Origin of the sequence: Rhizobium sp. WYJ-E13, from assembly GCF_018987265.1 — a bacterium.
Lineage (GTDB): Bacteria > Pseudomonadota > Alphaproteobacteria > Rhizobiales > Rhizobiaceae > Rhizobium.
In genome coordinates, this window is sequence record NZ_CP076853.1 from 911293 (window position 1) to 933450 (window position 22158).

Sequence of the window (22158 nt, forward strand, 5' to 3'; positions counted from 1 at the left end):
CACAGGCTTACGGCGAAAGAATGGCCCGGCCGGAGATTTCCGGCCGGCATCTGTCGTCAGAGGCTATTTGCAGCGTCACCCGTGCCCAACCGGATATCGCCGAGCGTGCGGAAGGTCAGACGGGCGGCGATCGTCCAGTCGCTTGCCGTTTGATCCGTCGTATCCCGCCTATCCACATAGGCGATGGTGAAGATGGTGCACTCGTCCTGATAGGAAATGCCGAGCGAACGCCTGACAACGACGTCATTGTTCAGATCCCAGGCGATACCACCGAAGATCGACCAATAGTCCTTGAACTTGACGCTGCTGCTCGCCTGAATCTCGTCTTGGTCTTCAGCAAAGCCGTATGCCGGCTGGGCGCTCACGTGCGTATAGGTGAGCTGGCCCGAGAAAGTATCGTTCTGATAGGCCGTTGTCAGGTCGCCGCGATTGAAGGAGAAATCCTTTTCGTCCAGCCGGTAGGATGCTGCCACGGAGAGGCCGAAAGGCATTTCGATGCCGCCGAGGCCAACATAGTCGGAACGGTCGGTCTCAAGGCCGGAATCGGCGCCGACATTCACGAGGTCGTCGGTCGCAAACGAATTCTGACCGGCGAGCTGGTAGGACTGTCCGAAGATGCCGTGCAGCTTGTAGCCGCTGTCGAAGGTGCCCGTATACTGGAAGCCGACGTTTGCGCGCGTGCCGCCCTCGATGCGGTCGTAACCGGAGAATCTGTCACGATCGAAAAGGTTGGTCGCATCGAAGACGAAGCTCTGCGCATCTTCATTCGGCAGCCGGCCGGCGAGTGGTTCATCCGGCCGTGCATAGATCTGGGCAATCGGCTCCAGAACATGCGTGCTGTTGCTGGTCGTGAACAGGATCGGGTAGCGCATTTCCAGCCCGGCCGTCACCATTCCGCGCGCTGCCGCGTTATCCTCGTCGTAGTTGCCGGCATAGGGAATGCCGTTGGCATCGACCGGACTGTCCATGTTGAGCGCGAAAGCATCGCCGCGTGCCGCGAGCAACGGTGTGATCACAAGCCCCGTCGGCGTCACGAAGGTGCGCTTCCATTGCAGTTCCGTGCTCAAGCGGGTGGTCTGACCCTCCAGGCCACGGAAGCGGTCGAAACCTGCGACATTATAAAAATCGTCGTGGGTGCGCGAAATATTGGTGAGATTGACATCTGCCGAAAGCTCACCGCCTGCGAGTGGCTGCGGCGCAACATAGTGATAGTCAAGCGTCGGATAGACGATCGCCTGCTGCTTTTCCGCGGTGTTGTTGGGGTCGGCGTCCTGAACGTCGAAATAGAAAGAGCGCAGGTCGAAGTAATTCCGCTTGCCGAGACCCGTCAGATAGACGGTATTGGCGTGCGGCGTGTTGTCGTAACCATCGATCTTGTAGGTGCGCGAGAAGTTGTTGTCGCTCTGCACCATCACATCCCAGCCGAAGGTCCAGCGGGGATTGATCCTGAAGCTCCCTGTCGACGCGACCATGCCGCGCTGTTTGGCTTCGGCATCGCTTGTACCGGCGCTGAAATTACCGGGGTTCATCTGATCGATGCCGGCAATATGCATCGTCACCGTGCCGTTTTCGAAGCGGCGGCGATATTCACCCTCGAGCATGAAGCCCTGCGAGGTATAGCCGGTGCCCGTGACGGTGAAATCCGAACTCGGGGAGATAACGTAATAATAGGGAACGTGCAGACCGTAGCCGATATTCTGCGAAACGCTCATCGTCGGGAACAGGAAGCCCGACTTGCGCTTCACGGTATTATCGGGGACCGTGATCCACGGAACGTAGGCGATCGAACGGCCAAGCAGCTGAAAGCGGGCGTGCTCGAGCCGGATCGTGTGCTTCTGGTTGTCCTGAATGACACGCTGCGCCTTGACCTGCCAGAAGGGCGCGCGTTCGGGCTTTTCGGCACAGGGCAAGCAGGCCGTGTAGACACCTTTATTGAGAATCATCTGCGTGCCGCCGACGCGCTGGCCGGTTTCGGCAACGAGGCGGGTATTGTCGCTTGTTTCAATTCGCAGCGCATTCATGAAGCCGTCTGCGAAATTGTCGGTCACATCGAGGTGGTCGGCATAGATTCGGTTGCCGTCGGGCGTCACCATCTCGATGTTGCCGGTCGCCATCATGCGGCCGGTCTTCTGGTTATAGTCGACCTTCTGGGCAACCAGCCTGTAGCCGCCGTAGTTGATCTGCACGCCGCCGATCACAGAGACGAGCTCCTGGTCCCTATTATAGACAAGCTCGTTCGCAGACAGCATCAGCTTCGCATCCGGCGAGATATTCTGGCCGATTGCAGGCATGCCTGTACTGTTCTCCTGGCCGTAGGCCAGCGGAGCATTTTCGAAATAGGAACACAGAGCCGCGCCTAAGAGCAGGGCAACCAACTGTTTACTAAACACCTTGCGGTCGCCTACCGCCACTAGCCATCCTCCTGATGAAGCAGGATCGTCGCGCCTAAAGCGAGCGCCACGATCACTGGTATCCAAGTCGCCACAAACGGCGGCACGACACCGCTGCTTCCAAATGCCTTTACAAGCACGGTGACGACATAAAGCATGAAGCCTGAAAGGATTCCACCCAGAATCACAGAGCGTGACTGGTTGAACCGGCTAAATTTTAGAGACACTGTTGCAGCAATGAGAGTCATGGCCACCAGGAGCAGCGGCTGCGACAGCAGTGAGTTGAATTGAGTCTCAAGCGCCTTCGTGGAGATTCCGAAGGATTTGGCGGCAGCGATACGGTTGGAAAGATCAAAGAAACCAATTGTTTCCGGCGCTGTGAGCCGCTCCTTGATGAAGTCCTGCTTCAGGTTCGTACGAAGCTGTTCCGAAACCTTACGCACCGGGATTTCCCCAGGCTTGCGTTCCATGACGTTGTTAAGCTGCCAGTAACCATCTTCCAATTTGGCCGATGAGGCATCCTGCCTCAGAATGACCTGACCGCTGCTGTCAAAGTGGATAAGGACCGCGTCCATGAGCAGCGTGCCGTTCTCCAGTACGGTCTTCGCGCCGATGATGACATCGTCCCGGCCGCTGATCTGGCGCAGCCACGGAACCTGCAGCGCCCTGATCATGGCATTGTCCTGACCGCGCCACGCCGTTTCGAATTGCGTTGCCTGCCTTTGGCCCCAGGCGGCGAGCGGATTGAGCGCCACCACCGTCAGCACGCCGAGAATCAGGGAGCCGGCGATAAAAGGCAGCATGAACTGCCAGACCGAGATACCGGCCGCACGGGTGACGACGAGTTCATATTTCCGGTTGAGCCCGATCAGCACGGTAATGCCGACGAACAGCGCCACGAAGGGGATGGTCTGCTGCAGGATCAACGGCAGTCGAGCGGCAGTGAGCAGCACAGCACCACCCAGCGTGTAGCCGGGAAAGCTGGAGATGCGACTCGCCGTCTCGCTGAAGTCGAGCAGAAAGGTGATGGCGCTCATGCCGACTAGGAACCACATCGTGGTCACGACATACCGGCGGAAGAAATACCGCGACAACGTTCCGAAAATCATCGCGCAGCGCCTCCGCCGGTCCAACCCGTCACGGCAAGTACCCGCTTTTGCGCGCGCTTCCAGAGTCTCGAGGTGCGATTTCTGACGGCGAGCGGCATGGCAAGCCGCTTATGCATGTTCAGGAAAATAATCGAAACCAGGCCGGTCACGATCGGGATCGCATAGAGGATCGGGATATAGATCGTGTTCTTGTCGATCTGGTTGGCAACGTAAAACGCCGCCCAGCGCAGTATGAATGCGAGGCCCAGCGCTCCAACCATCGGATGCATGCGCGCCTCGCGATGCGATCGCGCATCCCCGGCTATGGCAAGCGAGAAAAGCGCAAAAACGAAGGGAAGCATCCAGTCGGTCAGGCGGCGATGCAGTTCGGCGGTATAGCTGCCGGGCTTGGCGATATAGTCAGGATCTTTCGGATCGGGATTGAGCAGGAAGGCGAGATCGCGGTCGCTGGCGCGAAGCGTCGCCTGTCCGTTATTTTCCGTCATGTCCGAAAGGTCGAAGGAATAGGAATCGAACTTGATGACGGAGACGTTTCCATCGGGCGTTTTGCGATGGACTTCGCCGTCATGCATGATCAGCGACGTGCCGATATCATCCACGGCGCCTTCGCGCGCATAATAGATGAGCTCGTTATTCGGATCGCGCTCGTCGGCGACGAAAAGGCCCTTCAGCATGCGGCCGGCGAGCCGCTGCGAGATCTGCACATAGAGGCCTTCATCGATCTTGCGGAAGGTCTTTTCCTCGATCACCGACGAAAGAAGATCGGCATAAGTGGCGGCGATCATCTGCCGCACGACCGTCTTCGCGCGCGGCTCGACGACATTGTCGACGAAGAACGAGAAGACGCTGATGAGGACCGCAAGGAGCAGGATCGGCCGCGCCAGGATGGTGCGGCGGGCGCCGGCGGCATCGATCACGGTCAGCTCCGAATCGTTGTTCATCGTCGTCAGCGTCTGGGTAATGCCGATGACGAGAGCGAAAGGCAGCACGATGGGAATGATCGACGGCAGGATCAGCGTCGCAAGCGTGGCGAAGGAGCCGATCGACTGGCCGCTGTCGGTCACTAGGTTGATGCGCTGCAAAACCTGGGTAGTCCAGATGATCGCAAGCACCGGCAGCAGGGCCACGAGAAACATCTGGCCGACACGCCGCAATATATATGTCTCAAGTAGTTTCATGCTCGCCCTTGAAAGCACCCGCAGGCCGATATGGCCAACAGGAGATTCCCTCTACGCTGTTTGTCGCGGTTTTGCGACAAGGCCGTGTCAAAAATTCATTCAAATTTCAGAATTTTTTTGTCGCTGTGGCGACTCAGCGAGTGCCATCAGCGCTGCGAATATGACAACCGAGGAGAGCCACGCCAGCACCACATCGGATAAATAATGTGCGCCGAAGGAAAGCCGCATCGCCGGCGTCAGGATGGAAACGGCGGCAACGGGTGCCACAAGCGCATAGCGCACCGACTTCGGAACGAAGATCAGCAAGCAGAACAGCCAGCCCGCGCTCGCCGCTTCGCCTGATATGAAGGAACAGTTCGAGATGCATTTGCCGGCGAGTGAACCGGCTTCGGCAAAGTGAAGCGTACCGCCGAAGAAATCCGTTTGCACCGGGCGCGGCCGGCCCCAATGCTCCTTGAGGATCACATTGACGAGAAGAACGGGGCCGATGAGCAGCGTGCCGAGCGCGACCTTCAGATCGCGGGCGCGCGGGGCGTTGAATGTCGCGCCATGCTGTTGATAGCATTCGGCTAGCTTCCACAGCATTACGGCGGTGACGACATAGGGAACGTAAAAGAAGAGGGTGCGCAGCAGGCTGAGGATTGCCTCGCTCCGATAGGGAAAGGAGCCGCAGACCTGCGTCGCGGGTGCCGATGCGCCACATGCCTCCTGGACGAAAAAAAGCCGGGAAAAATAGATATCTATCTCGGGAAAGGCCCGAAAGAGGCCTAGCAGAAGCCACCACGCCCAGAAGAGCAGGACAAAGACGCCGAATGCCGTTTGCGGCAGGCGAATTGCCGGACCCCGCCATCGATTTTTCGAAAAAACTGTCAACGCAAACATCTACGAAACTGACGAAAACCTTTTGGCCGGGCGGCCGCGCGGAACATAACAACTGTCGCCGGCCATTGACAGACCCGCCAAACGCGAAATTATCCCCCTGGAACGGATTTAATGAATCCCATCGGAGAAGACATGTCTGCAAAATTCGAAATTTCATTCTCAAAATCGGCAAAGCTCAGCGGTGGTCTCGCAATCCTTCTGAAGGCTTCAGAGGCTGATATGGCGGCTGGAGCCGATATTGCCGATCCGGCGGGGGTGATCGCCAAGGCGTCGAAAATTGCACGCTTCTCTGCAAAGTCGTTGGCTGCTCTTGATCTCGTCGCGCCGGAAGGCGCGCCGGTCGAGCGGATCATCGTCATCGGCCTCGGCAAGGCCTCGGACCTCACCGTCCACGACTGGCTGAAGGCCGGCGGCAGCGCCGCTTCGCGGATCAAGAGCACCGAGAAAGCGACGATCTTCATCGATTCGCCGGGTGTGGAGGTCAGTGCCAAGTCTGCAGTGGATTTTGCCCTCGGCATGCTGATGCGCGCCTACAGCTTCGATACCTATAAGACGAAGAAAAATGACGATGAGGACAAGCAGGCGAAGTCGATCAAGGTGACGATCGTCACGGCGGACGCTGCTGCCGCCAAGAAGGCCTTTGCCGATGCGGAAGCGATTGCCGCCGGCGTCAACCTTGCTCGCGACCTCGTCAACGAACCGCCGAATGTTCTCGGCCCGGTCGAATTTGCCGCCAAGGCCAAGGAGTTGGAAAAGCTCGGCATCGAGGTGGAAATCCTCACCGAGCGCGAAATGCGCCGTCTCGGCATGGGTGCGCTGCTCGGCGTTGCTCAGGGTTCCGTGCGTCCGCCGCGCCTGGCGGTCATGCAGTGGAAGGGCGGCAAGAGCAAGGACCGGCCGATCGCCTTCATCGGCAAGGGCGTGGTCTTCGATACCGGCGGCATCTCGATCAAGCCGGCCGCCAATATGGAAGACATGAAGGGCGACATGGGCGGCGCGGCTGCCGTCACCGGCCTCATGCACACGCTTGCCGCCCGCAAGGCGCCGGTCAATGTCGTGGGCATCATCGGCCTTGTGGAAAACATGCCTGACGGCAATGCCCAGCGTCCGGGCGACATCGTCACCTCCATGTCCGGCCAGACGATCGAGATCATCAACACCGATGCCGAAGGCCGCCTCGTGCTCTGCGATGCGCTCTGGTATTGCAACGACCGCTTCAAGCCTCAGTTCATGATCAACCTTGCAACGCTGACAGGTGCCATCATGGTCGCGCTCGGCAACAGCCATGCGGGGCTCTTCTCGAACGATGATTCGCTATCGGCACAGCTGACCGCGGCCGGTCTCGTGACCAACGAGAAGCTGTGGCGCATGCCGCTCGGCAAGGAATATGACAAGATGATCGACAGCAAGTTCGCCGACATGAAGAATACCGGCGGCCGCCTTGCCGGCTCCATCACGGCTGCGCATTTCCTGAAGCGATTCGTCCAGGATACGCCCTGGGCGCATATCGATATTGCCGGCACGGCGATGGGCTCGGTGCAGGATGAGATCAACCAGTCCTGGGGCTCCGGCTACGGCGTGCGTCTGCTCGATGAACTGGTCCGTGTGAATTACGAAACACGATGACGGAAATCCTCTTCTACCATCTGACGGAATCGAAGCTGGAAGACGCGCTTCCGCCGCTGCTTGACAAGAGTGTCGAGCGCGGCTGGCGCGTCGCCGTCCAGATGAAGGAAGCTGCGCGACGCGATGCGCTGGATACGCATCTGTGGACCTACCGGGAAGACAGCTTCCTGCCGCATGGCACGGAAGAGGCCGATTTCGCCGGGGATCAGCCCGTTCTCCTGACCATTTCTCCTGACAATTCGAATGCCGCCACCGTCCGCTTCATCGTCGACGGCGCCGAGCCGCCGCCCGCCGCCGATTATGAGCGGATCGTTTTCATGTTCGACGGTTACGATCAGGAGCAACTTGAAGGTGCACGCGCCCAATGGAAGAAGCTGAAAGGCGAGGGGCATAACCTCACCTATTGGCAGCAGACGCCGGAAGGGCGGTGGGAGAAGAAGGCCTGACTGGAGCATGTCGCGCAAAAGTGTGCCGCGGTTTTGCGATAACGACATGCAGAAGCAAAAGCCTAATGCGTGGCAAGCGAATCTGAAAGTTCGCGACACGCATTAGGTCGTCAGGCGAGGCCCGCTTCCGCCAGAACGGTGTCGATGAAATCCTTCTTCGCTCCGGTATAGGCGGCGCGGCTCTCGGCATATTTCTGCGCAAGGCCGATCTTCAGCTCCTCATAGGCCACCGCGAGTGCCGGATCGTTTTGCAGCCGGTCACGGAAAAAAATGTTCCGCCGCCAGTTGAAGCCCTGATATTCGACGACATGGGCGAGATGCGTGCGCGTCTCGCCCGCAATGCCGCGGCCGAAGAGATGGTCGTCGGGTACGATGTCCGCGCCGGCGTAATCATAGCCGATCTTTGCCATCGGTTCGATGCAGGCAAGCCCGTCTTCGAGGCGGCGCACGCCGATCAGGATGTCGATGATCGGCTTCGCCTTGATGCCGGGGATGGCAGTGCTGCCGAAATGCTGGATATCGAGTGCCAGAGGGCCGAGCGCATCGCGAATCCTGGCCTCTTCCAGCAGATAGGCCTCCCGCCATCTGGCATTGGCGTCGGCAAGCCTGACGGCGAGATGCCGGACGCCCAAACCAAATGATTCATCCTGCTCCTGCTGCATGGAAACGGCCCCTTGATATCGGCGCCGCTATCCTAGCATTTTGCAGGCGCGATGGCATCTGCCGACAAGGCCGATCAGTCGTAAAACGCCTCGACGAATTTCCGCTTGCCGAGCATGAAGGCATCGGCGACGTGACGCAGCGGTGCCAGATCGACATCCGACTTGCCCGCCTTGATGAGCTCGGCAAAACGGCGATAGAGCGCCGGATATTCGGCTTCCGGCGCGGAGAACTTCAGCTCGCCATCGACCGAAAGCTTCGAACCGCCTTCCGACAGAACCATCTGACCCGCAGCCGTTTCCGCGATGATGTCCCAGCTCTGCTTGCCCGTCTGGCGCCAGTCGAATTCGGCATGGACGGGAACATAGTCGACATTGCGGAAATGCAGGTCGGCAGCGATCGGCGAGTCACGGTTCTCTGGGAATTCCAGCGTGCCGGCGCTGAGGAACATTGCCTTGGGCAGGATATGAGTGACGATCGAGAGCGCATTGATGCCAGGATCGAAAACGCCGAGGCCGCCGGCCTGCCAGATCCATTCCTGGTTCGGATGCCAGTGGCGCACGTCCTCCTTCCAGATCACGTGCACGCTCTTGATCTCCGTCGAGGCAAGGAAGGACTTTGCGGCTTCGACGGCCGCTGCATAGCGCGAATGCCAGCTCGCAAACAGTGTCGCGCCCTGCTTGTTCGCGAGGTCTTCCAGATCAGCCACTTCGCTCAGCGTCGCGCCCGGCGGCTTTTCGAGGAAGACATGCTTGCCGGCGACCAGCGCCTTGTAGGCGGCCTCATAACGATATTGCGGCGGCATGCAGAGCGAAACTGCATCGATCGATGGTTCTGCGCCCAGCATGTCGTCGATCGACGTATAGGCGGTAACGCCGTCGACCGTGCCGTGGCGGCTTGCCGTCGCTACCAGCTTGAAATCAGCATTGGCGGCGATGGAGGGGAGATGCTGGTCGCGGACGATCTTGCCGACGCCGACGATGGCGAGATTGATGGCTGACATGGTGTTGGCTCGCGTTCGGTGTTTCGCTAAAAGTATGACTTATTGCGCGCCGTTTTATCAGAAAGCGATCCGCGGGCAAGCCGCCCTTGTCAGAGCAAAGCCATTTCCACCGGTGTGGAGCTCTTTTTGAATTTCAGCGTCACTACCTTGTAACCTTCCGCCTCGAGTTTCGAAAGAAGTGTCGGCAACATCGTTGCGGTGCGCTTATATGGATGTCGTGCATCCGGTCTCTCAGGCATGAAAAAGCCGGGCGTGCGAGAGGCCCGGCTGTCCGAAGCACGGTCGATGGCACCTCAGCCCGCCATCGCTTCCTCATATTCGGCGGAAAGTTCCAGCCATTGCTCTTCGGCGGCAGCGAGCTTGGCGGCGGCTTCGCCGCGCTGCTTGGCTTTTTCTGCGGCCTTGGCGGGCGCTTTTTCGTAGAGCGCCGGGTCTGCAAGCTCTGCATCAAGAGCCTGAATCAGTTTCTCCAGCTTGCCCGTCAAGGATTCGATTTCATTGATCTTTTTCTTGAGAGGGGCGAGCGAGGCGCGCTTGTCGGCATTCAGCTTGCGCTGGTCGGCTTTCGAGGACTGTTCTTCAGGCGGTTTCTGCTTTTCGTCGTCTTTTTTTTTCCCGGAAGCGACGATCAGGTCGCGATACTCTTCCATATCGCCTTCGAAACTCGTCACCGTGCCGTTGTTGACCAGCCAGAGGCGGTCGACGGTCGCTTCGATCAGGTGGCGGTCGTGCGAGATCAGGATGACTGCGCCGTCATAGTCGTTCAGCGCCTCGATCAGTGCGCGGCGGCTGTCGATGTCGAGATGGTTCGTGGGCTCGTCGAGGATCAAGAGGTTCGGCGCATGAAAGGCGGCAAGCCCCATCAGCAGGCGTGCCTTTTCACCGCCTGAAAGATCTTTCGCCGCCGTCGCCATCTTCTCGGTCGCAAGGCCCATCTGCGCCACGCGGGCGCGCACCTTGGCCTCCGGTTCGGTCGGCATCAGCCGTCGCACATGCTCGACAGGCGTCTCGTTCGGCACGAGGTCTTCGAGTTGATGCTGCGCGAAGAAGCCAATCTTCAGGCTCGGCGCCAGACGCACTTCGCCACTCTCCGGCGCCAGGCGGCCGGAGATGAATTTGGCAAAGGTCGATTTACCGTTGCCGTTCGAGCCGAGCAGGGCGATGCGATCGTCATTGTCGATGCGCAGATTGAGCCCTTTGAGGATCGGCTTGCCCGGCTCGTAGCCGACAGCGCCGCCGCTGATCGCGACGATCGGGGAGGCCGGCTGCTTCTCGGGCTCGGGGAAGGTGATCGGCTGGACGTGATCCTCGATCACGGCGGCCACCGTGCCCATGCGCTCCAGCGCCTTGACGCGCGACTGGGCCTGCTTCGCTTTGGAGGCCTTGGCCTTGAAGCGGTCGATGAAGCTCTGCAGGTGCTTGCGCGCCGCATCGTTCTTCGCCTTGGCCTTCATCTGTAGCTCGTCGGCTTCCGCCTTCTGCCGCTCGAACTGGTCGTAGTTGCCGCGATAGAAGGTGAGCTTCTTCTGGTCGAGATGCACGATGGAATTGACCGCGTTGTTGAGCAGATCGCGGTCGTGGCTGATGATGATGACCGTGTGCGGATAGCGGCGGATATAATCCTCCAGCCACATCGTGCCTTCGAGGTCGAGATAGTTGGTCGGTTCGTCGAGCAGCAGCAGGTCCGGCTCGGTAAAGAGCACCGAGGCGAGCGCCACGCGCATCCGCCAGCCGCCCGAGAAGGAGGAGGCGGGCCTTGCCTGCGCTTCCTGATCGAAGCCGAGGCCTGAGAGGATGCTGGCGGCGCGCGCTTCCGCCGAATGCGCGTCGATATCGACGAGGCGCATCTGGATTTCGGCGATACGGTGCGGATCGGTCGCCGTCTCCGCCTCGGCAAGCAGTGCCGCGCGCTCCTTGTCGGCGGACAGTAAGATATTGATCAGCGATTCCTCGGTACCTGGCGCTTCCTGCTTCACCTGGCCCATGCGCGCATTCTTGGGGATCGATATCGTCCCGCTTTCCGCTCCCAGATCGCCTGTTATGACACGGAAGAGGGTGGACTTGCCGGCGCCGTTACGTCCCACGAGCCCGGCTTTCGTGCCTGAAGGCAACGATACGCTGGCATGGTCGAGGAGCAGGCGGCCGGCGATGCGGGCGGAGATGTCTGAAATCGTGATCATGCGCGCGGTTTTGGCCGAAAGCCGCCGCCAAGGCAAGATGGGTCAGCGGCGCTTCGCCGTTCTCTGTCGTCAATTGCTCATGTTTGGCGTGTCAGCGCCCGAAGGCCTGCACCGGCTGGCGTGGGTTGGACTGGGCGGCCAGCAGCGCCACGCGGGCATTGGCCTGAAGCTGGCCCGGCGTTGCCGCATCGCCGCTCAGCGCCACACCGACCGATATCGTCAGGCAGCTCGCCTCCGACGTGTCGGATGCCGCAAAAACGAGATTGTCCTCGACGGAGCCGCGCAGCCGCTCTGCGATCGCCAGCGCATCCTGCATGCCGACATTGGCAAAGAGGAAGGCGAATTCGTCGGCCTCCAGGCGCGCAATGAAATCGTTCTTCTTCACGGTCTTGCGGAAGAGGCCGGCGAGCTTCTTCAGAAGCCTGTTGCCGGTCTGCATGCCGTAGCGTGCGGTAAGTCCCTTGAAATCATCGATATCGATCATGATCAGCGCGTTGCCGGCCGCACCGTCCTCCTGACCATAGAGGTCGTCGAGCGCGCGGTTGAACCCGATACGGTTCGGCAGGCCGGTAATCCTGTCGGTGACGGCAGCAGCCTGCACCGCCGAAATGCCGCGCTCCAGCGCCGTCAGCCGCTCGATATCCTCTTCCAGCCTGGTGCCGATCGTCTGTTCTGCTGCAAGGACGGCCGAAAGCGAGGAGGCGAGATATTCGACCTCTGCCATGAAATCGGCAAGGCTCTGGTGATCCTGCTGGCCCGAGACGGATTTGAGGATGGTTTCACAGGCACGCGTGAAGGCCCGGTGATGCAGGCGCCCCTCGGCGAGCCGCTCGGCCGTTTCTTTGAGTATGCGGCTCGCCTCGATGCGCGAACGGTCGCCAGCCAGCCCGTAATGGCCGACGAGCCGGTAGCGCAGACCGAGCTCGTCCAGAGCTTCCTGCTGCGGATGCGGGCCAAGGGCCGCGATATCCTGTGCCAGCCCGGCATTCAAACCGATCAGCGCTTCGTAGAACAGTTCATAGTTGCGCGGCAGACCTGCCACATTGAGCCGCATCATGTGCTGAGCGATCTTCTGGATATCGGTCGCCGCCGTGGGCCGGGCAGCCTCGCGCGCATTCAATGCATTTGCGGCAGTCGGCATGACGATCCCCTCATTGCCATCGGTTCTCTTGGGCCATCGGCTCTTCTGCTTCCGCTATGCAGGCAAGCTTTTAAGAGACATTGAATTTTCAAACCTTCTCCCGCGGGAAGCCGCAAAACCGGTTAATGCACCCTTGCTGCGTCCCGATCGGGAGTGGCCGTATCCGTTTCAACAGCAGCGGTGATGGCGCCATGAAAATTCCTGATTTGATCGCACCGGCTTTTGGGCGTGGAATGAACCAATTGCGTTTGCGAAAGGACTGATATGACCAGAGCTCTCTATTCCCTGTGTGGTGCCGACGAGCGTCACTTCTTCTCGCCGCACTGCTGGAAGGCGGTGATGGCGCTCGCCCATAAGGGCCTCGATTTCGAAGAGGTTCCGACGACCTATGGCCGCATTGCCGATATCGGCGGCGGCTTTTCCAAGACCGTGCCCGTTCTGGATGACAACGGCCGGCTGATATCAGACAGTTTCGATATCGCCCTTTATCTGGAAGAGGCTTATCCCGACCGTCCGTCGCTCTTCAAGGGTGAGGGCGGCAAGGCCCTGTCGCGCATGGTCGAGGGCTATTCGCAGATGGTGGTCCATCCGGCGATCATGCGGATTGCGCTTCTCGATATTCATTCGATCCTGGATGAGGGCGACAAGGCCTATTTCCGGGCGAGCCGCGAAGACCGCCTGGGCAAGCCGCTGGAGGAATTCGCCGCCGGTCGCGACGCGGAGAGAGAAGCCTTTGCCGCCAAGCTCGAGCCGATGCGCCATATGCTGAAGTTTCAGCCTTTCATCGGCGGTGAGACCCCGCTCTTTGCCGATTACGTCGTCTTCGGTGCGCTGCAGTGGCTGCGCATCGCCGCCGGCCTCGCCATGCTGGCCCCGGATGACCCCGTCATGGCCTGGTTCGAACGCTGCCTCGATCTTCATGAAAGCCGGGGCCGGACTGTGACAGCGGCGTGAAATTGCCGGAGACCCCTTGTTTTCAGGCGGTGAGGCGGGTAAAGACCGCCCACTTTTCCCTTACGAGTATGAGGACCTGACAATGGCGATTGAACGCACCTTCTCGATGATCAAGCCGGACGCAACGAAGCGCAACCTGACGGGCGCTATCACCAAGATGCTCGAAGATGCCGGCCTGCGCGTCGTCGCCTCCAAGCGCGTCTGGATGAGCAAGCGCGAAGCTGAAGGCTTCTACGCTGTTCACAAGGAACGTCCGTTCTTCGGCGAACTCGTTGAAGGCATGACCTCCGGCCCGACCGTCGTTCAGGTTCTGGAAGGCGAAGGCGCCATCCTCAAGAACCGCGAAATCATGGGCGCAACCAACCCGGCAAACGCTGCCGAAGGCACGATCCGCAAGGTTCATGCTCTCTCGATCGGCGAAAACTCGGTTCATGGTTCCGACGCTCCGGAAACGGCTGCCCAGGAAATCAAGTACTGGTTCTCCGACACCGAAATCGTCGGCTGATTGAGCGCCGGAGCATTCCCTGGGAATGCATTGAATTGACTCATGAAAGCCGGGCTCGTCCCGGCTTTTTGTTAGGCCGGACACTTGTCCGTATTCAAAAAATCCGTCGTCCCATCCGGCTTGAAAACCTCGGGGTTCTTCTCGTATCCGGCACCGAGCACCAGCGGCTTGCTCGGGAGCACGGTCTGGTCGAGATCGGATTTGAACTGCGCCTTCAGTTCCTGCAAGAGCTTGCCATCCTTGTCGACGAGCTTGATCGTAACGGAATAGGGCCGGTCCTTGACCACGCAGTGCAGGTTTTCGCTCTGGACGGAAATCTTGTCATCCATCGGAAAAACCTTCTGGTTCAGAACCAGTGGCGCGCCACCCTGCGGGTTATCGAACTCCGCGACGATGGTCGAGCCGTCGGGAATAGGCGCCGTCTTCTTCATCGTCAGCAGGTAGGTGGCGCTGGCGTTTCGATAGTTGAAGACGAAGAGATGGCCCGTCACCTCCAGCATGGTTTCGGCCTGGCGCTGGCAGGCGGAAAGCATCAGCCCCGCTGCCGCGAGGGCCGTGATGATCGAACGCCGTTTCATGGCGTCTCCTCCTTCTTTTTCCTCCGGTAATGCCTGCTTGCCTTGGCGCGGTTGCCGCAGACGGCCATGTCGCACCAGGCTCGGCTTTTGTTCTTGCTGCGGTCGATGAAAAGCCAGCCGCAATTGCCGCAGATCTTCATCCGCTCCGGATCGGGCATGGCGATCAGCCGCAGAACCGAATGGGCCGTCGCCGCATCGAGTCCCTTCCCTGCTGCACCGCGGAGCGTCCGCACCAGCGCCTCCAGCAGTTCGGCAAGAAGCCCGTTGTCGTTTTCCTCGATCACGCGCCGGCGGAAATAGCGGTCCGTTGCTTCCCGCAGTTCGATGAAGTTCGCCCTATTCTGCGCTCGGACCGGCACTATGTCGCCGAAAAGTGCCCGTTCGGCGCAGAATTCCTGTGCCGCATCGGGGAAGCGCTCCATTTGTCCTTCGGCCTCGAATCGGTCGATGCGGCGCGCAGGATCGTGACGCAGGATGACGCTGTTGGCGACATCGAGCGCCAATGCGCCGCCGGAAAAACGGTGAGGGGTCCAGGAGAAGCTCATGGGAAAAATATAACTGGTAAACCGCATTTTACCAGTTATTATTTTGAGCCGATCCGGAGTTTCGGGAATGGCCTATCTTCTGCAGCAACTGGCGAATGCGGTGCCGCTCGCGGCACTCTACGCTACGCTTGCCTTCGGCTATTCGATTGCCTTCGGCGTCACCAAGCGAGCCGACATTACCTATGGGGCGATTATCGCCTTTGCCGGCCAGATGCTTCTGCTCTTCACGGACATGGCGTATAACCGGCTATGGCTGGTGCTGCCTGCGGCGATAGCGATCGGCGTCTGCGCCTCGCTGATCTATTCGGTCGGGGCAGGGGCCTGGATCGGTCGTTCCATCATGCAGCCGCTCGCCAGCAAATCGCCGAACACGGTTATGGTCGCAGCACTCGGCATGATGATCGTGCTGATGGAAACGGCACGCCTTGCCGCCAATACCCGCGCCATCTGGCTGCCACCGCTCCTGAACGACACTGTCACTTTCTGGAGCGACGGCACCTTCCGGGTGACGCTCACTTATATCCAGCTTCTGGATACGGTCCTGATGTGTGCGATTATCGCGATCGGCACACTGATCCTGAAGTGCACAGTATGGGGCCGCCTGTGGCGGGCCGTCATCGACGATCCGCTCGCCGCCGAACTCTGCGGCACCAGCGCCCGCCGCGTCTTCCTGGTATCCTATGCAGCGGCGGCCCTCGTCGCCACCTGCTGCGGCATCCTTGCTACCTTCTACTATGGATCGATGGATTTCGGCGCGGGACTGATGTTCGGCCTGAAGGTGCTGATGATTGCGGCCGTCGGCGGCTATTCCGATCCGCTGCGCTCGGCGGGCGGCGCTGCCGGCCTGGCGCTTGTCGAAACGTTCTGGGGCGCCTACGGCTCCTTCATCTGGCGCGATCTCGCCATTTTCTCGCTGCTGGTTTTCCTGCTGGTGCTGAGTCGCCGCGAGCGCGTCGTGCTCTGACTATTTCCAGCGGTCGCGCGCCGTGTCGTCGGCGTCCTTTGCTGCGATCCAGTCGCCCGTATTTCCATCCTTGCCATGTTCCTTCTTCCAGAAGGGAGCCGAGGTCTTCAGGAAATCCATGACGAAGTTTGCGCCGTCGAAGGCCGCCTGCCGGTGCGCAGCCGCGGCGACGACCAGCACGATATTCTCCCCGGCTGCAATCTTTCCAAAACGGTGAATGGCCGTCAGGCCGTCGAGCCCGAAACGCGCGATCGCGAGTTCGCCGATGCGGGTCATCTCCGCTTCCGCCATGCCGGGATAATGTTCGAGCTCCAGCGCCGATAGCGTGCCGCCTTCGTCACGGCAGAGGCCGGAAAAGGTAACGACCGCGCCGATGCCAGGCTTGCCTTTGGACAGCCGGTCGACCTCCGCCTGCAGGTCGAAATCCTCGCGCTGGACGCGGATGGTGGGGGTAATGGTCACAGCAGGCTCCTCCGCCCGGCGGGATTTGCCGTTCTTAGCCACCCGTCATCGGTGGGAAAATGCCGATTTCCTTGGCGCCTGTTATCGGCTCGTCATGCTCCACATGCTCCTGATCGATCGCCACTCGGATCACATCGGGATATTGAAGAGCCATCTCATATTCCTCGCCCAGGCCCTTCAAATGATTCAGAAGATCGGCAACGCTGACGACGGAGGCGGGGAGCTCGATTTCCTCTTCTCCCTTGCCGATGCGTTCGCGCACCCAGGCGAAATAGACAAGCCGTGTCATTCTTCGTCATCCACGATATGTTTCAGCCCGGCGCGGAAATAGTCGTAGCCCGTATAGATCGTCAGCAGCGCAGCGATCCACAGAAGCGCGATGCCTGTCTGCGTCGTATAGGGGAAAATCTCGTCGCCAGCGGGGCCGGCCAACAGGAAGGCAATGGCGACAAGCTGCAGTGTCGTCTTCCACTTGGCGATGCGCGTCACCGGCACACTGACCTTCAGCGCCGCCAGATATTCCCGCAGGCCCGAAACCAGGATCTCGCGGCAGAGAATGGTGATCGCCGCCCAGATCGACCAGCCGGCGATGGTCTGGTCGGCCGCGACCAGAAGAAGGATCGAGGCGACCAACAGCTTATCGGCGATCGGGTCGAGCATGCGGCCGATATTTGACGTCTGGTTCCAGATGCGCGCGAGATAACCGTCGAGGAAATCCGTGAGCGAGGCGATGACGAAGATCCACAGCGCCACCCAACGCGCAGTGTTGCTGATCGACAGCTTGCCTTCGATGAAGAAGCAGAGAACGATCAGCGGCACAGCCAGGATGCGGCCGTAGGTCAGGAGATTGGGGATGTTATACGCACGCGATGCCATGGAGCGGTTCTCTGTGATGATGCGGCGGTAGATGACGGCTTTGGACCTCGACCGTCAACATTCTTTCTGCTTTTTCGCTGCCTTTGCGTGGAATTTGCGACCGGCGCCGCTTATTTCGCGGCGTCGTCGTGAAAATGATTGTAGACCTGCTTGGCGACGGTCTCGGAAATCCCCTCCACGGCCATGAGATCGGAAAGGGCGGCGCGCGACACCGCTTTTGCCGTGCCGAAATGCTGCAGCAGCGCCCGCTTGCGGGATGGGCCGATGCCGCCGATCTCGTCGAGCGGGTTCTTGACCATCTCCTTCTTGCGCCGCGCGCGGTGGGAGCCGATCGCAAAACGGTGCGCCTCGTCGCGCATGCGCTGGATGAAATAGAGAACCGGATCGCGCGGCGGCAGTGTGAAGCCTCCCTTGCCCGGCGCAAAGAAACGCTCGCGCCCTGCCTCGCGGTCCACACCCTTGGCAACGCCGATGGCGATCACGCTGTCGGTAATGCCGAGTTCTTCCAGGATCGCGCGCACCGCCGTCATCTGCCCCTGGCCGCCATCGATGAGGATCACGTCGGGCCAGGCGGGGAAGGGCATGTCGGCCGCATCTGCGGCAGAGACCTGCGCGCTGCGATCAGGAATGCCTTCTTCCTTGAGCAGGCGCGAGAAACGCCGCGTCATCACCTCGCGCATCATGCCGAAGTCGTCGCCGGGGGTGATCTCGGTCGATTTGATGTTGAACTTGCGATACTGGTTCTTCACGAAGCCTTCCGGCCCTGCGACCACCATGCCGCCGACCGCATTTGTGCCCATGATATGCGAGTTGTCGTAGATCTCGACACGCTGCGGCACATAGGGCAGGCCGAACGTCTCCTTGAAACCTTCCAGCAGCCGTGACTGCGATGCCGTCTCGGCAAGCTTGCGGCCATGCGCCTCGCGGGCATTGGCGATGACATGCTCTACGAGATCGCGCTTTTCACCGCGCTGCGGAACGAGGATCGAAACCTTGTGCCCGGCCTTTTCGCTGAGTGCTGCGGCCAGCAGTTCCAACTCCTCCACCGTTTCCGACAGCATGATCTGCCGCGGCACCGGCTTGTCGTCATAGAACTGAGCGAGGAACGCATTCAGCACCTCGGCGCCTGACAGTTGCGGATCGGCTTTCGGGAAATAGGCGCGGTTGCCCCAGTTCTGCCCGGTGCGGAAGAAGAAGACCTGGATACAGGAAATCCCGCCTTCGTGATGGATAGCGAAGACATCGGCTTCCTCGACGCCGGCCGGATTGATGCCCTGATGGCTCTGCACATGCGAAAGTGCGGCAAGGCGGTCGCGATAAATGGCCGCCCGCTCGAAATCGAGGTCCTCGGCGGCAGCATTCATCGCTTCCGCCATATGCTCTTTCACATTCTGGCTCTTGCCCGACAGGAAATCCTTGGCTTCGCGAACCAGTTCCGCATAGCCCTCATCGCTGACTTCATGCGTGCACGGCCCGGAACAGCGCTTGATCTGATAGAGCAGGCAGGGCCGGGTGCGCGTCTCGAAAACGCTGTCGGTGCAGGTGCGGATCAGGAAGGCGCGCTGCAGCGAGTTGATCGTGCGGCCGACCGCACCGGCAGACGCGAAGGGGCCGAAATAGTCGCCCTTGCGCGCGCGGGCGCCGCGATGCTTGAAGATGGCAGGCGCGCGATGATCGCCTGTTATCAGGATATAGGGAAACGACTTGTCGTCGCGCAGCAGCACGTTAAAGCGCGGCCGCAAGCGCTTGATCAGATTCGCTTCCAGCAGCAGCGCCTCGGTTTCCGTCCGCGTCGTGACGAATTCCATATTGGCTGTCTGGCGCACCATCTGGGCGATGCGGTTGGAGTGCACACGACCAACCGCGTAATTGCCGACGCGCTTCTTCAGGCTGCGGGCCTTACCGACATAGAGCACGTCGCCCGCCTCGTTGAACATGCGGTAGACGCCGGGACTGTTCGGCAGGCGCTTGACGAATTCGGCGATCAGATCGGCGCCAACAAGGCCTGTTTCGTTGACGCTGCCGGCATTCCAGTCGACCGCTGCAGAAATCGGCGAGGCAGAGGCATCACCTTCCACCTCGATGATATCGTCGTCGTTTTCGTCGGTCTCATCATAAAGAACACCGCCATCGGGCAGCTTCTTGGCATTCATTCCTTGATCTCCAGCACATCCGGCGTCTGCCACGCGAGATGCTGGCCGCCGTCGAGTGCAATCATCTGACCCGTAATCGAAGGAGTCTCGAACAGAAAACGAATCGTTCGACCGAATTCTTTGAGCTCAGGTCCTCGCTTCAAGATAAGGGCTGAAACCTGCGCTTGGAAGTCCTCCTGCAATTGCCGTTCGCTCGGCATCGAAGGGCCGGGGCCGATTGCATTGACGCGGATGCGCGGCGCCAGCGCCTGCGCCATGGTCTGCGTCGCCGTCCACAGCGCCGATTTCGACAGAGTATAGGAGTAGAAGCTCGGCCGCAGCGCCCAGACACGCTGGTCGATGACGTTGACGATCAGCCCCTCATGCGCCTCCGGCAGTTGTTCGGCGAATTTGGCAGCAAGGATTGACGGCGCGCGAACATGGATGGCGAAATGCTCGTCCCACACCTGGGCATCGAATTTGCGAAGCGAATCCTCGAGAAAAATCGACGCGTTGTTGACGAGAAGATCGATCGGGCCGAGCGCCTCGCACGCCTTCCCGACAAGCCCGCCGGCCTCATCGATTTTGGCGAGATCGGCCTTGATCGCAACCGCCCGATGCCCTTTCTGCCGCAATTCCGCCACAAAATCTTCGGCCTCGGCGAGCGAGCCGTTGGCGTGAATTGCGACCGAAAATCCATCAGCAACAAGGTCTTCGGCGATTGCCCGGCCTATTCTTTTGGCGGCACCCGTCACGAGCGCCGCGCGAAGTCTTTTCTGGGTCAAGAGATAGCCTTCTGATCCTGCGAGTCCGTTTGCTGACTATATAAGGGCAGGCTCTAATTATATAAATAGGCCGAAATCATTGCCTGTGCCGTGCGGATATTCTATGTATTATTTGCAGTCGCGATTTATTAAAACAGGTATTGTAAGTTTAACTGATTATTATCCTTAATAAACGGTATGTTGCAACCAAGCAACATCGAATTTCTGCCGTCGCGCAGCCACAATGATATCACAATTTGGCTCTTTCAAATCCGCATTTGCATTCCAATTTCACTCTCGAACCGGAAGGGACATTTAATAATCCCCCGTGAATGCTTCGCCGAATTTGAGTTGACGGGCGCGCGGGACTGAAAGGAGAAAAGTATGCGTATACTCTTTGCTGGCCTCATGGCTTCCGCTCTCGCCGTTGGCGGTTTCTCGGTAGCCCACGCAGCTGATGCCGTGGATCAGGTTCCGCAGGCCCCGGTCGCTGAGGAAACCCCGGCTCCGGTCAACAACTGGCAGGGCTTCTACCTCGGTGGCGCAGCGACCTACAATATGGGCAGCTTTGGTTCCGATCGCGACACCTATGATTGGGGCGGTCAGCTCTTCACCGGTTACAACTTCCAGCAGGGCCAGATCGTTTACGGCGCTGAAGCCGATCTCGGCTACGGCGATGCGGACGTCACCCAGGACGGCATCAAGAACAAGACCGGCTGGAACGGCTCCGTCCGTGGCCGCGTCGGTTACGACCTGAACCCCTTCCTGCTCTATGGTACGGCAGGTCTGGCACTCGCCAACACCAAGGTTTCCGACGGCACGTCTTCCGACAGCAAGACCGCCTACGGCTACACGGTTGGCGCCGGTGTCGAAGCCTTCGTGACCAACAACATCACGACGCGCCTCGAATACCGCTACACCGACTACCAGGACAAGGACTACAATCTCGACTCCGGCAGCGTTTCGCGCGGCTTCGACGAAAACAGCGTCAAGGTCGGTATCGGCGTCAAGTTCTGATAAGAATTGTATCTGACATGATAAAAGCCGGGCCTCGTGCCCGGCTTTTTGTTGCTGCGTCGATCTGAAATCTCACGCGTCCTGGAGATCTCTCAGGCCCTTCAAATCTTTCAGGCCCTTCAAATCTTTCAGGCTTGTGGCTTCAGCTGATCGTAGCCGTCGAACCTCTTCTCGAATTCCTTGAGCCAGCCGATCAGCTCGGCATGGTCTTCTTCCCACTGGCCCTTGAAGCGCAGGTCGAGATAGCCGAGCGTTGCCGCCAGCGCGAAATGCCCGCCATGCAGCTTCTTGCCGAGCTTCGGCGTGTTGGCGGCCAGATAGTTCAGTGCGGTCTCGACCTTCTTCCATTGCCGGTCGAGCCAGGGCTGATGCACCTTTTCTTCATTGCGGAAGCGGCGTTCGTAGACGATCGCGAGCAGGCAGTCGCAGACGCCGTCGCAGAGCGCTTCCAGTACTTCGGCGTCCGTGCGCTTGCGCTTCTTGGAGGGATAGAGCGCGCCCTTCGTCATCCGGTCGAAATAATGCATGATGGCGATACTGTCGAAGATGGAAACGCCGTCGTCCGTCAGCAGCGTCGGGATCTTGCCGAGCGGATTGTTGTCCACGAGGATCGCCGGTCCCGCATTCGTATCGACCCGGATTTGCGCAATCTCGAGACCGAGATGGCGGGCGGCCATGCCCACCTTGCTGGAGAAAGGGGAGGTCGGGGAGCAGAGAAGCTTCATAGGGCACCTTTTGAAATGCGG

The 22158-nt window shown here is 59.8% G+C and carries 22 protein-coding genes and 1 pseudogene; 6 read left to right on the forward strand and 17 right to left on the reverse strand.

All coding sequences use genetic code 11. The features are described from left to right. Nucleotides 1-56: 56 nt before the first annotated feature. The 4 genes from KQ933_RS04550 to KQ933_RS04565 all read right to left on the reverse strand — a co-directional run bounded on the left by KQ933_RS04550 (nt 57) and on the right by KQ933_RS04565 (nt 5550). Nucleotides 57-2411, reverse strand: a complete 2355-nt coding sequence (locus KQ933_RS04550; protein ID WP_216757586.1) for an LPS-assembly protein LptD — start codon at nt 2409-2411, stop codon at nt 57-59. Further along, complete coding sequence (gene lptG / locus KQ933_RS04555; protein ID WP_183730620.1) at nt 2411-3499, reverse strand: LPS export ABC transporter permease LptG; 1089 nt, start codon at nt 3497-3499, stop codon at nt 2411-2413. Before lptG ends, KQ933_RS04550 begins: the two co-directional genes overlap by 1 nt. Beyond that, the gene (lptF, locus tag KQ933_RS04560; RefSeq protein WP_216757587.1) at nt 3496-4677 is read right to left on the reverse strand and encodes an LPS export ABC transporter permease LptF; all 1182 of its coding nucleotides are present in this window, start codon (nt 4675-4677) and stop codon (nt 3496-3498) included. Before lptF ends, lptG begins: the two co-directional genes overlap by 4 nt. Nucleotides 4678-4776: 99 nt before the next feature. After that, a complete protein-coding gene (locus KQ933_RS04565) occupies nt 4777-5550 on the reverse strand; it encodes a phosphatase PAP2 family protein (protein ID WP_216757588.1) in 774 nt (257 codons plus the stop codon). Between the two features lie 141 nt (nt 5551-5691). Between KQ933_RS04565 and KQ933_RS04570 the strand changes: the two genes are divergently transcribed. Continuing rightward, nucleotides 5692-7185, forward strand: a complete 1494-nt coding sequence (locus tag KQ933_RS04570) for a leucyl aminopeptidase (RefSeq protein ID WP_216757589.1) — start codon at nt 5692-5694, stop codon at nt 7183-7185. Further along, nucleotides 7182-7631 (forward strand): DNA polymerase III subunit chi, encoded by a 450-nt coding sequence (locus tag KQ933_RS04575; protein WP_216757590.1) that lies wholly within the window; start codon nt 7182-7184, stop codon nt 7629-7631. The genes KQ933_RS04570 and KQ933_RS04575 overlap by 4 nt, the downstream gene beginning before the upstream one ends. A gap of 110 nt (nt 7632-7741) precedes the next feature. Here KQ933_RS04575 and KQ933_RS04580 read toward each other — a convergent pair whose 3' ends face one another. From KQ933_RS04580 to KQ933_RS04595, 5 genes and pseudogenes are all read right to left on the reverse strand, one after another. After that, complete coding sequence (locus KQ933_RS04580) at nt 7742-8293, reverse strand: GrpB family protein (RefSeq protein WP_216757591.1); 552 nt, start codon at nt 8291-8293, stop codon at nt 7742-7744. Nucleotides 8294-8367: 74 nt separating this feature from the next. Continuing rightward, the gene (locus tag KQ933_RS04585; RefSeq protein WP_216757592.1) at nt 8368-9294 is read right to left on the reverse strand and encodes a Gfo/Idh/MocA family protein; all 927 of its coding nucleotides are present in this window, start codon (nt 9292-9294) and stop codon (nt 8368-8370) included. 89 nt (nt 9295-9383) lie between these two features. Then, a pseudogene (locus KQ933_RS33790) lies at nt 9384-9503 on the reverse strand (polysaccharide deacetylase family protein); the annotation flags it as partial. Between the two features lie 84 nt (nt 9504-9587). Beyond that, entirely contained in the window at nt 9588-11474 is a 1887-nt protein-coding gene (locus KQ933_RS04590) for an ABC-F family ATP-binding cassette domain-containing protein (RefSeq protein WP_216757593.1), read from the reverse strand. A 91-nt stretch (nt 11475-11565) separates the two neighbouring features. Then, on the reverse strand, nt 11566-12615 hold the full coding sequence (locus KQ933_RS04595; protein ID WP_216757594.1) for a diguanylate cyclase: 1050 nt from the start codon (nt 12613-12615) through the stop codon (nt 11566-11568). Nucleotides 12616-12879: 264 nt separating this feature from the next. On the opposite strand from KQ933_RS04595, the gene KQ933_RS04600 reads away from it, so the two are divergent. Together KQ933_RS04600 and ndk are read left to right on the forward strand one after the other, a co-directional pair. Further along, the gene (locus KQ933_RS04600; protein ID WP_216757595.1) at nt 12880-13569 is read left to right on the forward strand and encodes a glutathione S-transferase family protein; all 690 of its coding nucleotides are present in this window, start codon (nt 12880-12882) and stop codon (nt 13567-13569) included. Between the two features lie 82 nt (nt 13570-13651). Continuing rightward, nucleotides 13652-14074, forward strand: coding sequence for a nucleoside-diphosphate kinase (gene ndk, locus KQ933_RS04605; protein WP_183730591.1), 423 nt, complete (start codon nt 13652-13654; stop codon nt 14072-14074). Between the two features lie 71 nt (nt 14075-14145). On the opposite strand, the gene KQ933_RS04610 is transcribed toward ndk, so the two are convergent. Both KQ933_RS04610 and KQ933_RS04615 read right to left on the reverse strand, forming a co-directional pair. Next, nucleotides 14146-14652, reverse strand: a complete 507-nt coding sequence (locus KQ933_RS04610; RefSeq protein WP_216757596.1) for a hypothetical protein — start codon at nt 14650-14652, stop codon at nt 14146-14148. Further along, nucleotides 14649-15197, reverse strand: a complete 549-nt coding sequence (locus KQ933_RS04615) for a CGNR zinc finger domain-containing protein (protein WP_216757597.1) — start codon at nt 15195-15197, stop codon at nt 14649-14651. The genes KQ933_RS04610 and KQ933_RS04615 overlap by 4 nt, the downstream gene beginning before the upstream one ends. Nucleotides 15198-15264: 67 nt before the next feature. Between KQ933_RS04615 and KQ933_RS04620 the strand changes: the two genes are divergently transcribed. Continuing rightward, complete coding sequence (locus KQ933_RS04620) at nt 15265-16161, forward strand: branched-chain amino acid ABC transporter permease (RefSeq protein WP_216757598.1); 897 nt, start codon at nt 15265-15267, stop codon at nt 16159-16161. Here the strand turns inward: KQ933_RS04620 and KQ933_RS04625 are convergent, their stop codons facing one another. The 5 genes from KQ933_RS04625 to KQ933_RS04645 form a co-directional block, all read right to left on the reverse strand. Then, nucleotides 16162-16623: a molybdenum cofactor biosynthesis protein MoaE gene (locus KQ933_RS04625; protein WP_216757599.1), complete on the reverse strand. Its 462-nt coding sequence runs from the start codon at nt 16621-16623 to the stop codon at nt 16162-16164. Between the two features lie 34 nt (nt 16624-16657). Further along, on the reverse strand, nt 16658-16912 hold the full coding sequence (gene moaD, locus KQ933_RS04630) for a molybdopterin converting factor subunit 1 (RefSeq protein WP_113427482.1): 255 nt from the start codon (nt 16910-16912) through the stop codon (nt 16658-16660). Then, nucleotides 16909-17499 carry a CDP-diacylglycerol--glycerol-3-phosphate 3-phosphatidyltransferase gene (gene pgsA, locus KQ933_RS04635; protein WP_216757600.1) on the reverse strand — a complete coding sequence of 197 codons (591 nt, stop codon included), beginning with the start codon at nt 17497-17499 and terminating at the stop codon, nt 16909-16911. The genes moaD and pgsA overlap by 4 nt, the downstream gene beginning before the upstream one ends. Nucleotides 17500-17609: 110 nt before the next feature. Then, nucleotides 17610-19652, reverse strand: a complete 2043-nt coding sequence (gene uvrC, locus KQ933_RS04640; protein WP_216757601.1) for an excinuclease ABC subunit UvrC — start codon at nt 19650-19652, stop codon at nt 17610-17612. Further along, nucleotides 19649-20416 carry an SDR family oxidoreductase gene (locus KQ933_RS04645; protein ID WP_216757602.1) on the reverse strand — a complete coding sequence of 256 codons (768 nt, stop codon included), beginning with the start codon at nt 20414-20416 and terminating at the stop codon, nt 19649-19651. The genes uvrC and KQ933_RS04645 overlap by 4 nt, the downstream gene beginning before the upstream one ends. A 363-nt stretch (nt 20417-20779) precedes the next feature. Here KQ933_RS04645 and KQ933_RS04650 point away from each other — a divergent pair, with 363 nt between their 5' ends. After that, nucleotides 20780-21412: an outer membrane protein gene (locus KQ933_RS04650; RefSeq protein WP_183730567.1), complete on the forward strand. Its 633-nt coding sequence runs from the start codon at nt 20780-20782 to the stop codon at nt 21410-21412. A gap of 128 nt (nt 21413-21540) precedes the next feature. Here the strand turns inward: KQ933_RS04650 and KQ933_RS04655 are convergent, their stop codons facing one another. Next, on the reverse strand, nt 21541-22137 hold the full coding sequence (locus tag KQ933_RS04655; protein WP_216757603.1) for a glutathione S-transferase: 597 nt from the start codon (nt 22135-22137) through the stop codon (nt 21541-21543). Nucleotides 22138-22158: the final 21 nt, after the last annotated feature.

Bases quoted from the DNA above. Each gene is read 5' to 3' on its own strand.
- lptG (WP_183730620.1), bottom strand. From the start codon at position 3,499: ATGATTTTCGGAACGTTGTCGCGGTATTTCTTCCGCCGGTATGTCGTG.
- lptF (WP_216757587.1), bottom strand. From the start codon at position 4,677: ATGAAACTACTTGAGACATATATATTGCGGCGTGTCGGCCAGATGTTT.
- KQ933_RS04570 (WP_216757589.1), top strand. From the start codon at position 5,692: ATGTCTGCAAAATTCGAAATTTCATTCTCAAAATCGGCAAAGCTCAGC.
- KQ933_RS04575 (WP_216757590.1), top strand. From the start codon at position 7,182: ATGACGGAAATCCTCTTCTACCATCTGACGGAATCGAAGCTGGAAGAC.
- KQ933_RS04580 (WP_216757591.1), bottom strand. From the start codon at position 8,293: ATGCAGCAGGAGCAGGATGAATCATTTGGTTTGGGCGTCCGGCATCTC.
- KQ933_RS04585 (WP_216757592.1), bottom strand. From the start codon at position 9,294: ATGTCAGCCATCAATCTCGCCATCGTCGGCGTCGGCAAGATCGTCCGC.
- KQ933_RS04590 (WP_216757593.1), bottom strand. From the start codon at position 11,474: ATGATCACGATTTCAGACATCTCCGCCCGCATCGCCGGCCGCCTGCTC.
- KQ933_RS04595 (WP_216757594.1), bottom strand. From the start codon at position 12,615: ATGCCGACTGCCGCAAATGCATTGAATGCGCGCGAGGCTGCCCGGCCC.
- KQ933_RS04600 (WP_216757595.1), top strand. From the start codon at position 12,880: ATGACCAGAGCTCTCTATTCCCTGTGTGGTGCCGACGAGCGTCACTTC.
- ndk (WP_183730591.1), top strand. From the start codon at position 13,652: ATGGCGATTGAACGCACCTTCTCGATGATCAAGCCGGACGCAACGAAG.
- KQ933_RS04610 (WP_216757596.1), bottom strand. From the start codon at position 14,652: ATGAAACGGCGTTCGATCATCACGGCCCTCGCGGCAGCGGGGCTGATG.
- KQ933_RS04615 (WP_216757597.1), bottom strand. From the start codon at position 15,197: ATGAGCTTCTCCTGGACCCCTCACCGTTTTTCCGGCGGCGCATTGGCG.
- KQ933_RS04620 (WP_216757598.1), top strand. From the start codon at position 15,265: ATGGCCTATCTTCTGCAGCAACTGGCGAATGCGGTGCCGCTCGCGGCA.
- moaD (WP_113427482.1), bottom strand. From the start codon at position 16,912: ATGACACGGCTTGTCTATTTCGCCTGGGTGCGCGAACGCATCGGCAAG.
- pgsA (WP_216757600.1), bottom strand. From the start codon at position 17,499: ATGGCATCGCGTGCGTATAACATCCCCAATCTCCTGACCTACGGCCGC.
- uvrC (WP_216757601.1), bottom strand. From the start codon at position 19,652: ATGAATGCCAAGAAGCTGCCCGATGGCGGTGTTCTTTATGATGAGACC.
- KQ933_RS04650 (WP_183730567.1), top strand. From the start codon at position 20,780: ATGCGTATACTCTTTGCTGGCCTCATGGCTTCCGCTCTCGCCGTTGGC.
- KQ933_RS04655 (WP_216757603.1), bottom strand. From the start codon at position 22,137: ATGAAGCTTCTCTGCTCCCCGACCTCCCCTTTCTCCAGCAAGGTGGGC.